Raw genomic sequence first — 14828 nt, forward strand, 5'->3', positions numbered from 1 at the left:
GCCGTTCACAGGGAGGCCGCTTGTCGGTTCTTCCCACGTATGGGAATCGCGGGGCCGCAGGGGCCGTGCGAGTCGTGCAGCGAAGGGGGTTGGAAACCGTGGCCGGAACCGTCACACACGATCCGCCGCCGGCCGCCGGAGGGCGGCAGGGAGGACCGCTGATCGTCACCGAGGACACCGAACTGCTCGACGATCTGCTGCGCCTGTGCGCGGCAGCCGGCGCCACACCCGAGGTGCACCACGGGGTGCCGGAGCGCAGAGGCAGCTGGGAGGCCGCACCGCTCGTCCTGGTCGGCGACGACGCCGCGCGACGGGTACGCGGCGCCGCGCGCAGAAGGGGCGTCGTCCTCGTCGGCCGGGACCAGGACGATTCCGGAGTGTGGCGGCGGGCCGTCGAGATCGGCGCCGAGCACGTCCTGATGCTGCCCGACGGCGAGCAGTGGCTGGTCGACCGGATCGCCGACGTCGCCGAGGGCGTCGGGCGGCCCGCCCTCACCGTCGGCGTCATCGGCGGCCGGGGCGGGGCCGGAGCGTCCACACTTGCGTGCGCCCTCGCCGTCACCTCCGCGCGGGAGGGACTGCGGACCCTCCTCGTGGACGCCGATCCGCTGGGCGGCGGACTCGACGTACTCCTCGGCGGTGAGACGGCCGAGGGGCTGCGCTGGCCCGCCTTCGCGTCCTCGCGCGGACGGGTCGGCGGCGGAGCCCTTGAGGAGTCGCTGCCCGAGCTGCACGCGCTGCGGGTGCTCAGCTGGGACCGTGGCGACCGGATCGCGGTCCCGCCGCAGGCGGTGCGCGCGGTGCTCGCGGCGGCCCGGCGCCGGGGCGGCGCCGTCGTGGTCGACCTTCCGCGCCGGATCGACGACGGCGTCGCCGAGGTCCTCTCCCAGCTGGATGTGGGCGTACTGGTGGTGCCCGCCGAGCTGCGGGCCGTCGCGGCCGCGGGGCGGGTCGCCTCCGCGGTCGGCATGGTTCTCCGGGACCTGCGAGTGGCGGTCCGCGGGCCGTACCCGCCGGGGCTGGACGACCGCGACGTGGCCCGGCTGCTCGGACTGCCCCTGGTCGGCGAGGTGCCGGTCGAGCCGGGCCTGTCGCGCCCGGACGAGGGCACGGCACCCCCGGGCGCCGCCCCGCGCGGACCGCTGGCCCGGTTCTGCAGGGAGTTCTGGGAGCGCACGCTCGTCGAGGCGGGTACGACGTGAGCACCCTGGCCGGACTCGAGGGCGGGGCGCTGCTCGACGGGGTGCGGCGGTGGCTGGCCGAGAGCGGGGCCGAGCCGACCCCCGCGCGCGTGGCGCAGGCCCTGCGGGAGCAAGGGCGGGTCCTTGGCGACACCGAAGTCCTGGGCGCCGCCGCGCAGTTGCGGTCCGAACTGGTCGGCAGCGGGCCGCTGGAGCCGCTCCTGGCCGATCCGTCGGTGACGGACGTGCTGGTGTCGGCCCCGGACCGGATCTGGGTGGACCGGGGTGGCGGACTGGAGCTGACGCAGGTGCGGTTCGCGGACGCAGCGGCCGTGCGACGGCTCGCCCAGCGCCTCGCCGCCGTGGCCGGACGCCGCCTGGACGACGCCCGGCCCTGGGCCGACGCCCGGCTGCCCGACGGGACGCGGCTGCACGCGGTGCTGCCGCCGGTGGCCGTGGGCTGCGCCTGCCTTTCGCTGCGGGTCGTGAGGCCGCGTGCCTTCACGCTCGGCGAACTGGTCGCGGCGGGCACGGTACCGCCGGGCGGGGACCGGATGCTGCGTGCCCTGCTCGACGCCCGGCTGTCCTTCCTCGTCAGCGGCGGCACCGGCACCGGCAAGACCACGCTGCTGAGTGCCCTGCTGGGGCTGGTGGGCCCGGGGGAGCGGATCGTCCTCGCCGAGGACTCGGCGGAACTGCGGCCCGACCACCCGCACGTCGTGCGACTGGAGACCAGACCCGCCAACCAGGAGGGCGCCGGTCTCGTCACCTTGGAGGACCTGGTGCGCCAGGCGCTGCGGATGCGGCCCGACCGACTGGTCGTGGGCGAGGTGCGCGGGCCGGAAGTGGTGCACCTGCTGGCCGCGTTGAACACCGGCCACGAAGGCGGCTGCGGGACCGTGCACGCCAACGCCGCCGCCGATGTACCGGCCCGGCTGGAGGCGCTCGGCACGGCGGCGGGGCTCGACCGGGCCGCACTGCACAGCCAGTTGGCGGCCGCCCTCTCCGTGGTGCTGCACCTGGTGCGCGACCGGGCCGGGCGGCGGCGGATCGCCGAGGTGCACGTGCTCGAGCGGGACGCGTCGGGCCTGGTGCGGACGGTGCCGGCGCTGCGGTGGGGACCGGAGGCGTTCGTGCGGGAGCGCGGATGGGAGCGGCTGAGGGGGCTGCTGAAGGGCGGGACGAGTGGGATCGAGCCGGGTGCGGACGAGGGGAGAGAGCCATGACGGGGGTGCCTGAGATGTCGGTGGGTGCGGCCCTGGCGTGCATGGGGGCGGCTGTATGGCTGCTGGCCGAGCGCGAGGAGACGGCACGGCGGGCACGGTTGTTGCTCGCGGACGGCGGCTCCGTAGGGAAGGGGCCCCTCGGTTGGCGGCGCACGGCCGGTGAACTGCGGCGCATCCGTGGGCGGCTGCGGGCCGAGTGGTGTTCGGCGGTGGCCGGGCTGGTACTGGCGGTGCTCGGAGCGTCGGTGCTGCCGGTCGTCCTGGGGGCGGCCGGGGTGCCGTTGCTGCGGCGGGCCCGGCTGGCCGGCCGGGAGCGGCGGGACCGAGAGCGCCGGACCGACGCGGTGATCGCGTTGTGCGGGGCGCTCGGCGGCGAGGTGCGGGCCGGACGCCAGCCGGGCGAGGCGCTGCTCCGGGCCGCCCGGGACTGCGGCGGGCTCGCGGACGCGCGGTCCACGGTGCTGGCCGCGGCGCGGTTCGGCGGTGACGTGCCGGACACGCTCGCCACGGCGGCACGGCAACCGGGTGCCGAGGGCCTGCGCGGACTCGCGGCGTGTTGGCGGGTGGCCGTGGACCAGGGCGCGGGGCTCGCGGCCGGACTCGACCGGCTCGCGGCTGCCCTGCGCGCCGAACGCGACCAACAGTGTGATCTCCGCGCCCAGTTGGCGGGAGCCCGGGCCACGGCGGTGATGCTCGCCGGGTTGCCTGCTCTGGGGCTTGTCATCGGGACCGCCCTCGGCGCCGACCCCCTCCACGTCCTGTTGCACACAGGGGCGGGTCTGGGCTGTCTGGCGGCCGGCGGGGTGCTGGAGGGCCTGGGGCTGTGGTGGGTGCGGCGGATCGTGCGGGGCGCGGAGGCGGCGGCATGAGCGGGGACGTCGTCCACAGGCTGGGGGTGGTTGTGGGGATCGTGCTGGCCGCCGCATGGCTGGCGCGCCGGCTGGTACGCGCGCGGCGCCGTCGGAGGATGCGCCGGCGACTGACCGGGCTGTCAGGGGTGCGGGAGGCGACTGTTCGTGTCTCGCGGCCGGCATGGCGTGGGGCCGCACGGACGTGGCTTGCTCCGGTGGGCGTGGCGTGCGCCGGGTGGGTGCTGATCGGAGGCCTCGCCGGGGCCGCCGTGGGACTGGCCGGGGCGGTGGGGGTGTGGCGGTGGCGGTCGGGACAAGGAACGGCCGACGCGGACCCCGGCGCCCCCGACCTCGCAGAGGCGGCGCGGCAACTGCCCCTCGCCGCCGACCTGCTGGCGGCCTGCATCGCGGCGGGCGCCGGCCCGGTGCTCGCGGCACAGGCGGTGGGTGAGGCCTTGGGCGGCCCTGTCGGCGATGCCCTTGCCCGGGGTGCGGCGGAGGTGCGGTTGGGCGGTGAACCGGGCTCGGCATGGCGGCGGTTGGGTGCCGTGCCGGGCGCCGAAGGGCTGGCCCGGCTGCTCGAACGGGCCGATGTCTCCGGGCTGCCCGCGGCGGTGCCGGTCGCGCGGCTCGCCGCAGAGGCCCGGGCCGACTGGGGCCGCGCCGCCACGGCCAGGGCCCGGCGAGCGGGCGTGATGGTCAGCGCACCGGTCGGGCTGTGCTTCCTGCCCGCCTTCATCGCGGTCGGTGTGCTGCCCGTGGTGATCGGACTGGCGGGCGGGGTGCTCGGAGGGGGTGGTGGGTGACGCGGCGACGGACTCGGAGCAAGTGAGCGACAAACAGTGGTGATTCGGACTCTTTCCTATGGGGGTTGAGATGTATCAGGCGGTACGGGCACGGCTGTGTGCCCTGGTGTGTGGGATGCGTGCGGCGCGGCGGGACGCGGGGATGGTCACCTCCGAGTACGCGATGGGAATCGTCGCCGCGGTGGCGTTCGCCGTGGTGCTCTACAAGGTCGTCACGAGCGGCCCGGTCAGCGCGGAACTGCAGAACATCGTGAAGGACGCCCTCAGTGCGCGGATGTGAGCGCGGAGCGGACCGGGGGTTCGTCACGGCGGAGTCGGCCGTGGTGCTGCCGGTGCTGGTGATGTTCGCGATGGCGCTGGTGTGGGGGCTGCTGGTCGTGGCAGCGCAGATCCAGTGCGTGGACGCGGCGCGGACGGGCGCGCGTGCGGCGGCCCGCCAGGACCCGCCCGGCGCGGTCGTGAAACTGACCCGCGAGGCGGCGCCGCCCGGTGCGAAGGTGACGGTCAGCCGGGACGCGGAGCACGTCCGGGTGACGGTCGTGGCCGAGCCGCCGGTGTTGCGGGGTCTGTCCCTCGCCGTGCGCGAGGAGGCCGTGGCGTCGGTGGAGGAGGCGGTGGGCACGTGAGAGGGCGCCGAGGACGAGCCGGCTCGGGCTGGCACGTGAGAGGGCGCCGAGGACGAGCCGGCTCGGGCCGGGTATCGGCCGCAGTTCGGACCACCGGCGCGGACAGACGGTTCGGCGTTGTTCGCAGGAGCGGTTCGGACGGAGGGTGCGCGGTTGTTCGCAAGAGCGGTTCGGGCGGAGGGTGCGCGGCTGTTCGCAGGAGCGGTTCGGGCGGACGGTTTGCCGCCGTTCGTGGCGCGGGTTCGGGCGGATGGTTTGCCGCCGTTCGTGGCGCGGGTTCGGGCGGACGGTTTGCCGCCGTTCGTGGCGCGGGTTCGGATCGGGGGTCCGCCACCGTTTGGAGTATCGGGGCCGTCGCCGTTCTGTGCGTGGTGTTCGGTGTCGTTCTCGCGCTCGGGCAGGCCGTCGTCGTCCGGCATCGTGCGGCGGGCGGTGCCGACCTCGCGGCGCTCGCCGCTGCGGACCACTGGGCCGACGGCGCCACGGCGGCCTGCGCCCGGGCCGGCCGGGTGGCCCGGGCGCAGGGCGTGCGGCTCGTGCGGTGCGAGGTCGCCGGGGAGATCTCGGACGTGACGGCGGCGTCGGGCCGCGGACCGTTCGCGGTGGAGGTCAGGGCGCGGGCGGGGCCTCCGGCGGCTCCGCTGGATCTTCCGGCGGCTGCTCGGGCGCCTCGTCCGCGGGTGCCTTCTCCTCCGGTGCCCCCTCCAGCAACACCGTGAGGAGCCGCACCGCCCCCCTCTTGTGCAGCGGGTCGTTGCCGTTGCCGCACTTGGGGGACTGGATGCAGGACGGACAGCCGGCATCGCACTCGCAGGAGGCGATGGCCTGGCGGGTGGCGGTCAGCCAGGTCCGGGCGGTGTGGAAGGCGCGCTCCGCGAAACCCGCGCCGCCCGGGTGGCCGTCGTAGACGAACACCGTCGGCAGGAGCGTGTCGGGGTGGAGCGGGATCGAGACGCCGCCGATGTCCCAGCGGTCGCAGGTCGCGAAGAGGGGCAGCAGGCCGATCGACGCGTGCTCGGCGGCGTGCAGGGAGCCGCCGAGGATCTCCGGGTTGATCCGGGCGCGGTCCAGCTGGTCCTCGGTGACGGTCCACCACACGGCGCGGGTGCGCAGCGTACGAGGAGGGAGGTCGAGCTTCGTCTCGCCCAGGACTTCACCCGTGATGAGCCGGCGGCGCAGGAAGGAGACGACCTGGTTGGTGACCTCGACGGAGCCGTAACAGAGGCGGCCGTCGCCCCAGGGGATCTCCACGTCCGTCTCCAGGACGGAGATGGACGTGGTGTCGCGGGCGACGGTGGAGTACGGCGGGGCGGCCTCTTCGACGAGGGCGACGGAGTCCTCGAGGTCCAGCGACCGCACCAGGTACGTGCGGCCCTGATGGAGGTGGACCGCCCCCTCGTGCACCGTCGAGTGCGCGGCGCCGGCGTCGACCGTGCCGAGCAGCCGGCCCGTGCCGGTCTCGACGACCTGGACCGGGCGCCCGCCCTCCCCGCGGATGTCGGTCAGGTCGGCGGCGCGCTCGCGGCGGGTCCAGTGCCAGGCCCTGGTCCGGCGGCGCAGCAGCTTCGCGGCCTCCAGCTGGGGGAGCAGTCCCTCGCTCGCCGGGCCGAACAGGTCGAGGTCCTCGTCCGTCAGGGGTAGCTCCGCCGCGGCCGCGCACAGGTGCGGGGCCAGGACGTAGGGGTTGTCGGGGTCGAGGACGGTCGATTCGACGGGCTGGTCGAACAGGGCCTCGGGGTGGTGGACGAGGAAGGTGTCCAGCGGGTCGTCACGGGCGACCAGGACGGCCAGCGCCCCCTGCCCGGACCGTCCGGCCCGGCCCGCCTGCTGCCAGAGGGAGGCGCGCGTGCCGGGGTAGCCGGCGATGACGACCGCGTCGAGGCCGGAGATGTCGATGCCGAGTTCGAGGGCGTTCGTCGCGGCGAGGCCCAGGAGTTCACCCGAATGGAGGGCTTGTTCGAGAGCGCGGCGCTCTTCCGGGAGATAGCCGCCCCGGTACGCCGCGACACGCCGGGTCAGGGACCGGTCGACCTCGGCCAGGCGCTCCTGGGAGATGACCGAGATCAGCTCGGCGCCACGCCGGGAGCGTACGAAGACGACCGAGCGCACGCCCTGCACGGTGAGGTCGGTCAGCAGGTCGGCGGCCTCGGCGGTGGCCGTGCGGCGGACGGGGGCGCCCTTCTCGCCGTGCAGCTCTGTCAGCGGCGGTTCCCAGAGGGCGAACACCAGTTCACCGCGTGGGGAGGCGTCGTCGGCCACTTCCAGAACCGGCAGGCCGGTGAGGCGGCGGGCGGCCACCGACGGCTCCGCGGCCGTCGCCGAGGCCAGCAGGAACACGGGCGACGCGCCGTAGCGGGCACACAGGCGGCGCAGCCGGCGCAGCACCTGGGCGACGTGCGAGCCGAAGACACCGCGGTAGGTGTGGCACTCGTCGATGACGACGTACTTCAGCGACTTCAGGAAGGAGGACCAGCGGGGGTGGGAGGGCAGGATGCCCCGATGCAGCATGTCCGGGTTGGTCAGGACGTAGTTGGCGTACTGGCGGATCCACTCGCGTTCCTCGAACGGAGTATCGCCGTCGTACACGGCTGCGCGCACCGAATGGCCCAGAGGGTGTGAAAGTTCCTTCACCGACCGGCACTGATCCGCCGCGAGCGCCTTGGTCGGAGCCAGGTAGAGGGCGGTCGCGCCCCGGCCGTTCGGGGCCTCCGCGCCCTCCATCAGGGTGGACAGGACCGGCACGAGGTAGGCCAGGGACTTGCCGGAGGCCGTGCCGGTGGCGACGACGACGGACTCGCCGTCCAGGGCGTGCTCGGCCGCCCGTGCCTGGTGGGCCCAGGGATGCTCGATGCCGGCGGCTCGCACGGCCGCCACGACCTCCGCGCGGATCCGGTCGGGCCAGACGGCATGCCGACCCTCACGTGGGGGCAAGTGCTCCGTATGAGTAATGCGCGAAGCCCTGCTCGGACCGGACGCGAGCCGGTCCAGGACCACGCCCGGCGCGGGCCGGGAGGCGGGCTCGGTCGGGGTTCGATCGGATCGGTGATTCTTGGCCATCGGCACCGAGTGTGTCACTGGAGTGACGGACAATGGAGCCAAGGCGTCGTGCACGCCTGCCGGTAAGTGATTGAATGCCATCGCGGCTGGCGAAGCGTCCAGGGGCTGAAGCCGAATGCCCCTAGGGCGACCGCTCGATAGCAAGGTGCTGGAGGATCCGTGGACCTGTCCCTGTCGACCGAAACCATGGGCGATCGCACGATCGTCAGGGTCGGTGGCGAAATCGACGTATATACCGCGCCCAAGCTGCGCGAGCAGTTGGTCGAGCTGGTGAACGACGGCAGTTTCCACCTTGTCGTCGACATGGAGGGCGTGGACTTCCTCGACTCCACCGGGCTCGGCGTACTGGTCGGCGGCCTGAAGCGCGTGCGGGCCCATGAGGGCTCCCTGCGCCTGGTCTGCAACCAGGAGCGCATTCTGAAGATCTTCCGCATCACCGGTCTCACCAAGGTGTTCCCGATTCACACCTCGGTCGAGGAAGCGGTTGCGGCCACCGACTGACGCCGGTCCCGGGCCGTGTGCCCGGGTCGGCCGATGGTCGGCGAAAGAAGACCGAGGGGGCCCGGGCTTCGGCGGCCCGGCGCCTCTCGACAGCACGCCCGTAGTTGCGAGGGGGATGCATGGCCACCGTTGAGCTCCGCTTCAGCGCGCTGCCCGAGCACGTCAGGACCGCCCGGCTGGTGGCGGCCGCGGTGGCGCGCAGGGCCGGAGTGGACGAGGCCGTCCTCGACGAGGTCAGGCTCGCCGTCGGCGAGGCGTGCACCCGGGCAGTCGGGTTGCACCAGACCGTCGGGATCTCGGCACCGGTGAAGGTGCTGCTGATCGAGGAGGAGAAGCAGTTCTCCATCGAGGTCGGCGACGAGGCTCCGCACACGGTGGCCGGCGACCGCGCTCCCGGCGCGGGACCCGGCGGCCCCGAGGGTGAGGCCGACGAGGACGAGATGGGCCTCGCGGTCATCAGCGGACTCGTCGACGACGTCGAGGTCAGCGCGGGCGAGCACGGCGGGCTGATCAAGATGACCTGGCCGACCACGCCGCCGCCGACGATTCTGGTCTGATTGCGCCACCGCACATCCCCGTTCTTCCGAAGGGCCCCACCCGTGGGGCCCTTCGTCATGTGCGGGTGTCAGTGCTCGCCTTTACAGTGGTTCCTGTGCTGTTCATCGCGTGAATTCGTTCACGATCATTCGCGCGCCTTCCGGCAGCCTCAGAATGCTTTCAGGGCATTACCTCGGAAGGCCAATTCCGTTTATCGCGCTCTGTTTTGATCAGGTTCCGGTACCTACAATCCCGTCCACATCTTGAGCTCAGCCCAAGCGTCAAGGAGGACGAATGGCGGGGCTTTCCCTCTCACAACAGTCGGGCCATCCCACCGACCTCGCAGCCGCCGTGCTGACCGATGGCAACCGCGTTCTCATCGTGGTCATCGCGGTCGTGGCACTGGCGGCACTGGCGGTCGCGGGCGTCCTGGTGCGCCAGGTACTCGCGGCCGGCGAGGGCACCGACAGCATGAAGAAGATCGCGGCAGCGGTCCAGGAAGGCGCGAACGCCTATCTGGCCCGTCAGCTGCGCACGCTCGGCGTATTCGCCGTGGTCGTGTTCTTCCTGCTCATGCTGCTGCCCGCGGACGACTGGAGTCAGCGTGCCGGACGTTCGGTGTTCTTTCTGATCGGAGCGGCGTTCTCGGCGGCCACCGGCTATATCGGCATGTGGCTCGCCGTGCGCAGCAATGTGCGTGTCGCCGCGGCGGCACGTGAAGCCACTCCGGCCGAAGGCGAGCCGGAAAAGGATCTGACCGCCGTCTCGCACAAGGCGATGAAGATCGCCTTTCGCACGGGTGGCGTGGTCGGCATGTTCACGGTGGGCCTCGGCCTGCTCGGCGCCTCCTGTGTGGTGCTGGTGTACGCGGCCGACGCGCCGAAGGTGCTCGAGGGCTTCGGCCTCGGGGCCGCGCTGATCGCGATGTTCATGCGTGTGGGCGGCGGCATCTTCACCAAGGCCGCCGACGTCGGCGCCGACCTGGTCGGCAAGGTCGAGCAGGGCATTCCGGAGGACGACCCGCGCAATGCCGCGACCATCGCCGACAACGTGGGCGACAACGTCGGAGACTGCGCGGGCATGGCGGCGGACCTCTTCGAGTCGTACGCCGTGACCTTGGTGGCCGCGCTCATCCTGGGCTCGGCGGCCTTCGGCGACGCCGGGCTCGGCTTCCCGCTGCTCGTGCCGGCGATCGGTGTGATCACCGCCATGATCGGCATCTTCGCGGTGGCGCCCCGGCGCACCGACCGCAGCGGCATGAGCGCCATCAACCGCGGGTTCTTCATCTCCGCGGTGATCTCGCTGGTGCTGGTGGCGGTGGCCGTCTTCGTCTACCTGCCGGGGAAGTACTCCGAGCTCGACGGCGTCACCGACACCGCGATTGTGGGCAAGGACGGCGACCCGCGGGTCCTCGCGCTGGTCGCGGTGGCCATCGGCATCGTGCTCGCCGCCCTGATCCAGCAACTGACCGGCTACTTCACCGAGACCACCCGCCGCCCCGTCAGGGACATCGGCAAGAGCTCCCTCACCGGCCCGGCCACCGTCGTCCTCGCCGGTATCTCCGTCGGTCTCGAATCCGCCGTCTACACCGCCCTGTTGATCGGTCTGGGTGTGTACGGGGCGTTCCTGCTCGGCGGCACGTCGATCATGCTGGCGCTGTTCGCGGTGGCACTGGCCGGCACCGGCCTGCTCACCACGGTCGGTGTGATCGTCGCGATGGACACCTTCGGGCCGGTCTCCGACAACGCGCAGGGCATCGCGGAGATGTCCGGCGACGTCGAGGGCGCGGGCGCGCAGGTGCTCACCAACCTGGACGCGGTCGGCAACACCACCAAGGCGATCACCAAGGGCATCGCCATCGCCACGGCCGTGCTCGCGGCGGCGGCGCTGTTCGGGTCGTACCGCGATGCGATCTTCACCGGCGCGCGGGACGTGGGCGAGAAACTCAGCGGGGACGGTGCCCCGATGAGTCTGATGATGGACATCTCGCAGCCCAACAACCTGGTGGGTCTCATCGCCGGCGCGGCGGTCGTCTTCCTCTTCTCGGGGCTGGCGATCAACGCAGTGTCGCGGTCGGCGGGTTCCGTGGTCTACGAGGTGCGGCGCCAGTTCCGGGAGAAGCCCGGGATCATGGACTACAGCGAGACTCCGGAGTACGGCAAGGTCGTCGACATCTGCACCAAGGACGCCCTGCGCGAGCTCGCCACGCCCGGTCTGCTGGCCGTGATGGCGCCCATCTTCATCGGGTTCACGCTCGGCGTCGGCCCGCTCGGCGCGTTCCTGGCGGGTGCGATCGGCGCGGGCACGCTGATGGCGGTGTTCCTCGCCAACTCCGGTGGCGCCTGGGACAACGCCAAGAAGCTCGTCGAGGACGGCCACCACGGAGGCAAGGGTGGCGAGGCCCACGCGGCGACCGTGATCGGCGACACGGTCGGCGACCCGTTCAAGGACACCGCGGGCCCCGCGATCAACCCGCTGCTGAAGGTCATGAACCTGGTGGCCCTGCTCATCGCGCCCGCGGTGATCGAGTTCTCCTACGGTCCGGACAAGAGCATCGGGGTACGGATCCTGATCGCCGTCCTCGCGTTCCTCGTGATCGCCGGGGCGGTGTACGTCTCAAAGCGGCGAGGAATCGCCATGGGTGACGAAGACAACGCCGGATCGGAGCCCAAATCGGCGGATCCGGCGGTGGTTTCGTAGGGAGGTTTCTCCAGCCCAGCTCAAGGTGCGGGCGGGCGGCACGCGTTGGCGTGTCGTCCGCCCGCGCTGTGTGGGTACACGATCACGCGTGAGCCTTCTCTCGCTTGGTGCAAAAGGTTACAAAAAGGTCTTAATAGACGTCTGGCGTGCGGTTGTCGTGCATCTGGCGTGTATGTTCCGGGGCCGAGAGCCATGGAAGGGACCAAACCGGTGAACAAGAAGCTCGCGGCCGCACTGTCCGGCGGTGCGGTACTGGTACTGGCGCTGTCGGGCTGCGGCGGCGACGACGGCAACGACAAGCTGGACTCCTGGGCCAAGCAGGTCTGTGACGCCGTGCAGCCGCAGGCCAAGAAGATCGAGTCGGCCAATGCCGCGATCCAGAAGGAGACCTCGGACAACAGCACGCCGAAGGACGTCCAGAAGACCGACGCACAGGCCTTCCAGGACATGTCCGACGCCTACAAGGCGATCGGCACCGCTGTGAACAAGGCCGGGGCGCCTGACGTCGAGAACGGCGAGAAGAAGCAGAAGGAAGCGGTCAAGGAGCTCAACTCGATCTCCGCCTCGTACGCCTCCCTGAAGAAGCAGGTCGACGAGCTCGACACCAAGGACCAGGGCAAGTTCGCCGACGGGCTGAAGGACATCGCCACCGAGCTGGACAAGCTGAGCCAGAGCGGGAGCGACGCCCTCAGGAACCTGGAGGAGGGCGAAGTCGGCCAGGCGATGGCCCAGCAGTCCAGCTGCAAGGCGGCCACGGCGTCGGCGGGTGCCACGCAGAGCTGAGAGGCCATGAGGCCGGCGGGGCTGCACGAGGCTGACAGGCCACGACGTCGGCGAGGGCTGCCCGGAGGCTGAGAGGCCACGAGGTCGGCGAGGGCTGCCCGGAGGCTGACAGGCCACGACGTCGGCGAGGGCTGTCCGGAGGCTGAGAGGCCACGAGGTCGGCGAGGGCTGTCCGGAGGCTGAGAGGCCACGAGGTCGGCGAGGACTGCCCCGAAGCCGAGATGCCACGAGGCCGGAAGAGGCCACGACGTCGGCGGGTGCCACGCAGGGCTGAGAGGCCACGGCATCGGCGGAGGTCATGGCGGAGTTGAGAGGCCGGGCGGCACGGTGACGACGGTGTGACGGCTGTGTCGAGGGCGACCGTGGGCGCCTCATGTGCCGAACGGCAGAAACGTATGCGCTCCTCCGCACGGGCGCGTGCGGCGCCGGAACCGGCGGCCACAATAGGGGGCGTGAGTAACGCCAGCCAGTCACCCCTGCCCCCGCTGCCCTCCTCCGACCGCCCCGAGGTCGCCGCCCGGCTCCGGGACGCCCTGCTCGCGGCCTCCTTCACCGCCGACGGACTGCTCGAACTGCTCGGCGCCCCCGCATACGCGGCGCTCGCCCGGAGCGAGACCGTGCCCGCGCTCCGGGCGACCCGCGGGGACACGCCGCTGGAGGTGCTCGTCCGGCTGTTCCTGCTCCAGCAGCCCGTGCCGCACGCGCGCGTGGCGGACGTCCTGCCCGTGGACGCCTGCCTGGAGACCGGCTGGCTGGCCCGGACCGGCGGGAACGACATCTCTGCGACGGTCGACGTCCGGCCCTACGGCGGTCCCGGCGGCGAGGACTGGTACATCGTGTCGGACCTCGGCTGCGCGGTCGGCGGCGCCGGCGGTATCGGCCGGCGGGACGAAGGCGTCGTCCTCGGAGTCGGCGGCGCCTCCACGACCCTCGCCGGCATCACCGTGCGTACGCCCGTCGCCACGGCGCTCGACCTCGGCACCGGCTCCGGCATCCAGGCCCTGCACGCCGCACAGCACGCGACGCGCGTGGTGGCCACCGACCTCAACCCGCGCGCCCTGCACATCACCGGCCTCACGCTGGCGCTGTCCGGCACCGCGGCCGCCGACCTGCGCGAGGGTTCCCTCTTCGAACCGGTCCGGGGGGACGAGACGTACGACCTGATCGTCTCCAACCCGCCGTTCGTGATCTCGCCCGGCGCCCGGCTCACCTACCGCGACGGCGGGATGGGCGGGGACGATCTGTGCCGCACGCTCGTTCAGGAGGCAGGGGAGCGCCTGAACCAGGGCGGGTTCGCGCAGTTCCTCGCCAACTGGCAGCACGTGGAAGGGGAGGACTGGCAGGACAGGCTGAGGTCATGGGTGCCCCGCGGGTGCGACGCGTGGATCGTGCAGCGCGAGGTGCAGGACATCAATCAGTACGCCGAGCTGTGGCTGCGGGACGCCGGTGACCACCGGGGCGACCCTGCGGAGTACCAGGCGCGGTACGACGCATGGCTCGACGAGTTCGAGGCGCGCAAGGTGAAGGCCGTCGGCTTCGGCTGGATCACCCTGCGCAGGACGGACGCCGCCGTGCCCTCGCTCACGGTCGAGGAGTGGCCGCACCCGGTCGAGCAGCCGCTCGGCGACACGATCCGGGCCCACTTCGACCGGCTCGACCACCTGCGCGGCCACGACGACGCCGCCCTCCTCGAAGGGCGTTTCCGGCTCGCCGCCGAGATCGTGCAGGAGCAGGTCGGGCTGCCCGGTGCGGAGGACCCCGAGCACGTCGTGCTGCGCCAGAACCGCGGTATGCGCCGGGCGACCCGGGTGGACACGGTCGGCGCGGGCTTCGCGGGCGTCTGCGACGGCACGATGACCGCCGGCCGCATCCTCGACGCCATCGCCCAGCTGATCGGCGAGGACCCGGTGCTGCTGCGCGACCGCACCCCGGCCCAGATCCGGCTGCTGGTCGAGCAGGGGTTCCTGGAACCGGTCCGCTGAGCGGCCCCCGCCGAGGGGCGACCGCGGGGGTGCCGAGGCGACCTGCCAACAAATTCGAGTCGATTTGAACACCTCGACCGGAACGGGTCACGAGGAAGCGGACGCCCTTGATCCACCGTCGTGTCGCCCCGGCGTTCACCTCGGGTTCGCCTGCCCGCCGCCCGCGCGTGTCAGCCTCCCGTCGCTGGGAATGCGCGACAGGGGAAAAGGGGCACGACGGGTCATGGAGAGCGAACCGGCGATCTTCGCGGGAGTGGTGTTCTCCCTGTTCGGAGGCGCACTGCTGGCCTGGACCGTGATGCGCGTGCGTCGGCACCTGCCCGTCGCCGAGGGTGTGAGTCCGGTCCCCTCGGCGGCCCTCGCGAGCGTCGTCGCGGTGCTCGCCCTGGCGCTCGGCGCGTGGTGCTTCAGCCGCCTCTGAGGCCCGCGTCGGGGACACAGCTGCCGGTGACCGGGAGGTCGCAGTCCGCACAGGGCAAGGCCTGCCCCCGGCACTCCGGGCGGCAGGATCGGTGGTAGTCGGGTTACCGTTCGAGTGGCCGTTGCGGGCTTTTCCCGTTTGACACGGGGGCGGGATG

General features: G+C 72.4%; 13 protein-coding genes and 1 pseudogene. 13 read left to right on the top strand and 1 reads right to left on the bottom strand.

The window, feature by feature from the left end:
* Positions 1 to 98 precede the first annotated feature (98 nt).
* The 7 genes and pseudogenes from ssd to ACZ7EG_RS13615 form a co-directional block, all read left to right on the top strand.
* Entirely contained in the window at positions 99 to 1202 is a 1104-nt protein-coding gene (ssd, locus tag ACZ7EG_RS13585; protein ID WP_471076703.1) for a septum site-determining protein Ssd, read from the top strand.
* Positions 1199 to 2407: a TadA family conjugal transfer-associated ATPase gene (locus ACZ7EG_RS13590; RefSeq protein WP_471076706.1), complete on the top strand. Its 1209-nt coding sequence runs from the start codon at positions 1199 to 1201 to the stop codon at positions 2405 to 2407. The genes ssd and ACZ7EG_RS13590 overlap by 4 nt, the downstream gene beginning before the upstream one ends.
* A complete protein-coding gene (locus ACZ7EG_RS13595; RefSeq protein WP_471076709.1) occupies positions 2404 to 3276 on the top strand; it encodes a type II secretion system F family protein in 873 nt (290 codons plus the stop codon). Before ACZ7EG_RS13590 ends, ACZ7EG_RS13595 begins: the two co-directional genes overlap by 4 nt.
* Positions 3273 to 4064, top strand: coding sequence for a type II secretion system F family protein (locus tag ACZ7EG_RS13600; RefSeq protein ID WP_471076712.1), 792 nt, complete (start codon positions 3273 to 3275; stop codon positions 4062 to 4064). Before ACZ7EG_RS13595 ends, ACZ7EG_RS13600 begins: the two co-directional genes overlap by 4 nt.
* Before the next feature lie 70 nt (positions 4065 to 4134).
* A complete protein-coding gene (locus ACZ7EG_RS13605) occupies positions 4135 to 4344 on the top strand; it encodes a DUF4244 domain-containing protein (protein ID WP_351627428.1) in 210 nt (69 codons plus the stop codon).
* A complete protein-coding gene (locus ACZ7EG_RS13610) occupies positions 4331 to 4690 on the top strand; it encodes a TadE family type IV pilus minor pilin (RefSeq protein WP_471076716.1) in 360 nt (119 codons plus the stop codon). Before ACZ7EG_RS13605 ends, ACZ7EG_RS13610 begins: the two co-directional genes overlap by 14 nt.
* Before the next feature lie 305 nt (positions 4691 to 4995).
* Positions 4996 to 5409: pseudogene (locus ACZ7EG_RS13615) on the top strand (Rv3654c family TadE-like protein); the annotation flags it as partial.
* Here ACZ7EG_RS13615 and ACZ7EG_RS13620 read toward each other — a convergent pair.
* The gene (locus ACZ7EG_RS13620) at positions 5300 to 7828 is read right to left on the bottom strand and encodes a DEAD/DEAH box helicase (protein ID WP_471076719.1); all 2529 of its coding nucleotides are present in this window, start codon (positions 7826 to 7828) and stop codon (positions 5300 to 5302) included. The pseudogene ACZ7EG_RS13615 and the gene ACZ7EG_RS13620 overlap by 110 nt on opposite strands.
* Positions 7829 to 7906: 78 nt before the next feature.
* Between ACZ7EG_RS13620 and bldG the strand changes: the two genes are divergently transcribed.
* From bldG to ACZ7EG_RS13650, 6 genes are all read left to right on the top strand, one after another.
* A complete protein-coding gene (gene bldG / locus ACZ7EG_RS13625; protein ID WP_003991900.1) occupies positions 7907 to 8248 on the top strand; it encodes an anti-sigma factor antagonist BldG in 342 nt (113 codons plus the stop codon).
* A gap of 119 nt (positions 8249 to 8367) precedes the next feature.
* Positions 8368 to 8805, top strand: coding sequence for an ATP-binding protein (locus tag ACZ7EG_RS13630; protein WP_471076722.1), 438 nt, complete (start codon positions 8368 to 8370; stop codon positions 8803 to 8805).
* Positions 8806 to 9079: 274 nt separating this feature from the next.
* A complete protein-coding gene (locus ACZ7EG_RS13635; protein ID WP_471076725.1) occupies positions 9080 to 11485 on the top strand; it encodes a sodium-translocating pyrophosphatase in 2406 nt (801 codons plus the stop codon).
* A 192-nt stretch (positions 11486 to 11677) separates the two neighbouring features.
* Complete coding sequence (locus ACZ7EG_RS13640) at positions 11678 to 12268, top strand: small secreted protein (RefSeq protein ID WP_471076728.1); 591 nt, start codon at positions 11678 to 11680, stop codon at positions 12266 to 12268.
* A 443-nt stretch (positions 12269 to 12711) separates the two neighbouring features.
* Positions 12712 to 14250: a DUF7059 domain-containing protein gene (locus ACZ7EG_RS13645; RefSeq protein WP_471077083.1), complete on the top strand. Its 1539-nt coding sequence runs from the start codon at positions 12712 to 12714 to the stop codon at positions 14248 to 14250.
* A gap of 223 nt (positions 14251 to 14473) precedes the next feature.
* A complete protein-coding gene (locus ACZ7EG_RS13650; RefSeq protein WP_471076731.1) occupies positions 14474 to 14671 on the top strand; it encodes a hypothetical protein in 198 nt (65 codons plus the stop codon).
* Positions 14672 to 14828 lie beyond the last annotated feature (157 nt).

The sequence above is a fragment of the Streptomyces sp. NPDC037100 genome, assembly GCF_055606225.1.

Coding starts and splice junctions, on each gene's coding strand:
- ACZ7EG_RS13650 (WP_471076731.1), top strand. CDS start 14,474: ATGGAGAGCGAACCGGCGATCTTCGCGGGAGTGGTGTTCTCCCTGTTC.
- ACZ7EG_RS13630 (WP_471076722.1), top strand. CDS start 8,368: ATGGCCACCGTTGAGCTCCGCTTCAGCGCGCTGCCCGAGCACGTCAGG.
- ACZ7EG_RS13635 (WP_471076725.1), top strand. CDS start 9,080: ATGGCGGGGCTTTCCCTCTCACAACAGTCGGGCCATCCCACCGACCTC.
- ACZ7EG_RS13600 (WP_471076712.1), top strand. CDS start 3,273: ATGAGCGGGGACGTCGTCCACAGGCTGGGGGTGGTTGTGGGGATCGTG.
- ACZ7EG_RS13605 (WP_351627428.1), top strand. CDS start 4,135: ATGTATCAGGCGGTACGGGCACGGCTGTGTGCCCTGGTGTGTGGGATG.
- ACZ7EG_RS13595 (WP_471076709.1), top strand. CDS start 2,404: ATGACGGGGGTGCCTGAGATGTCGGTGGGTGCGGCCCTGGCGTGCATG.
- ACZ7EG_RS13640 (WP_471076728.1), top strand. CDS start 11,678: ATGGAAGGGACCAAACCGGTGAACAAGAAGCTCGCGGCCGCACTGTCC.
- ACZ7EG_RS13620 (WP_471076719.1), bottom strand. CDS start 7,828: ATGGCATTCAATCACTTACCGGCAGGCGTGCACGACGCCTTGGCTCCA.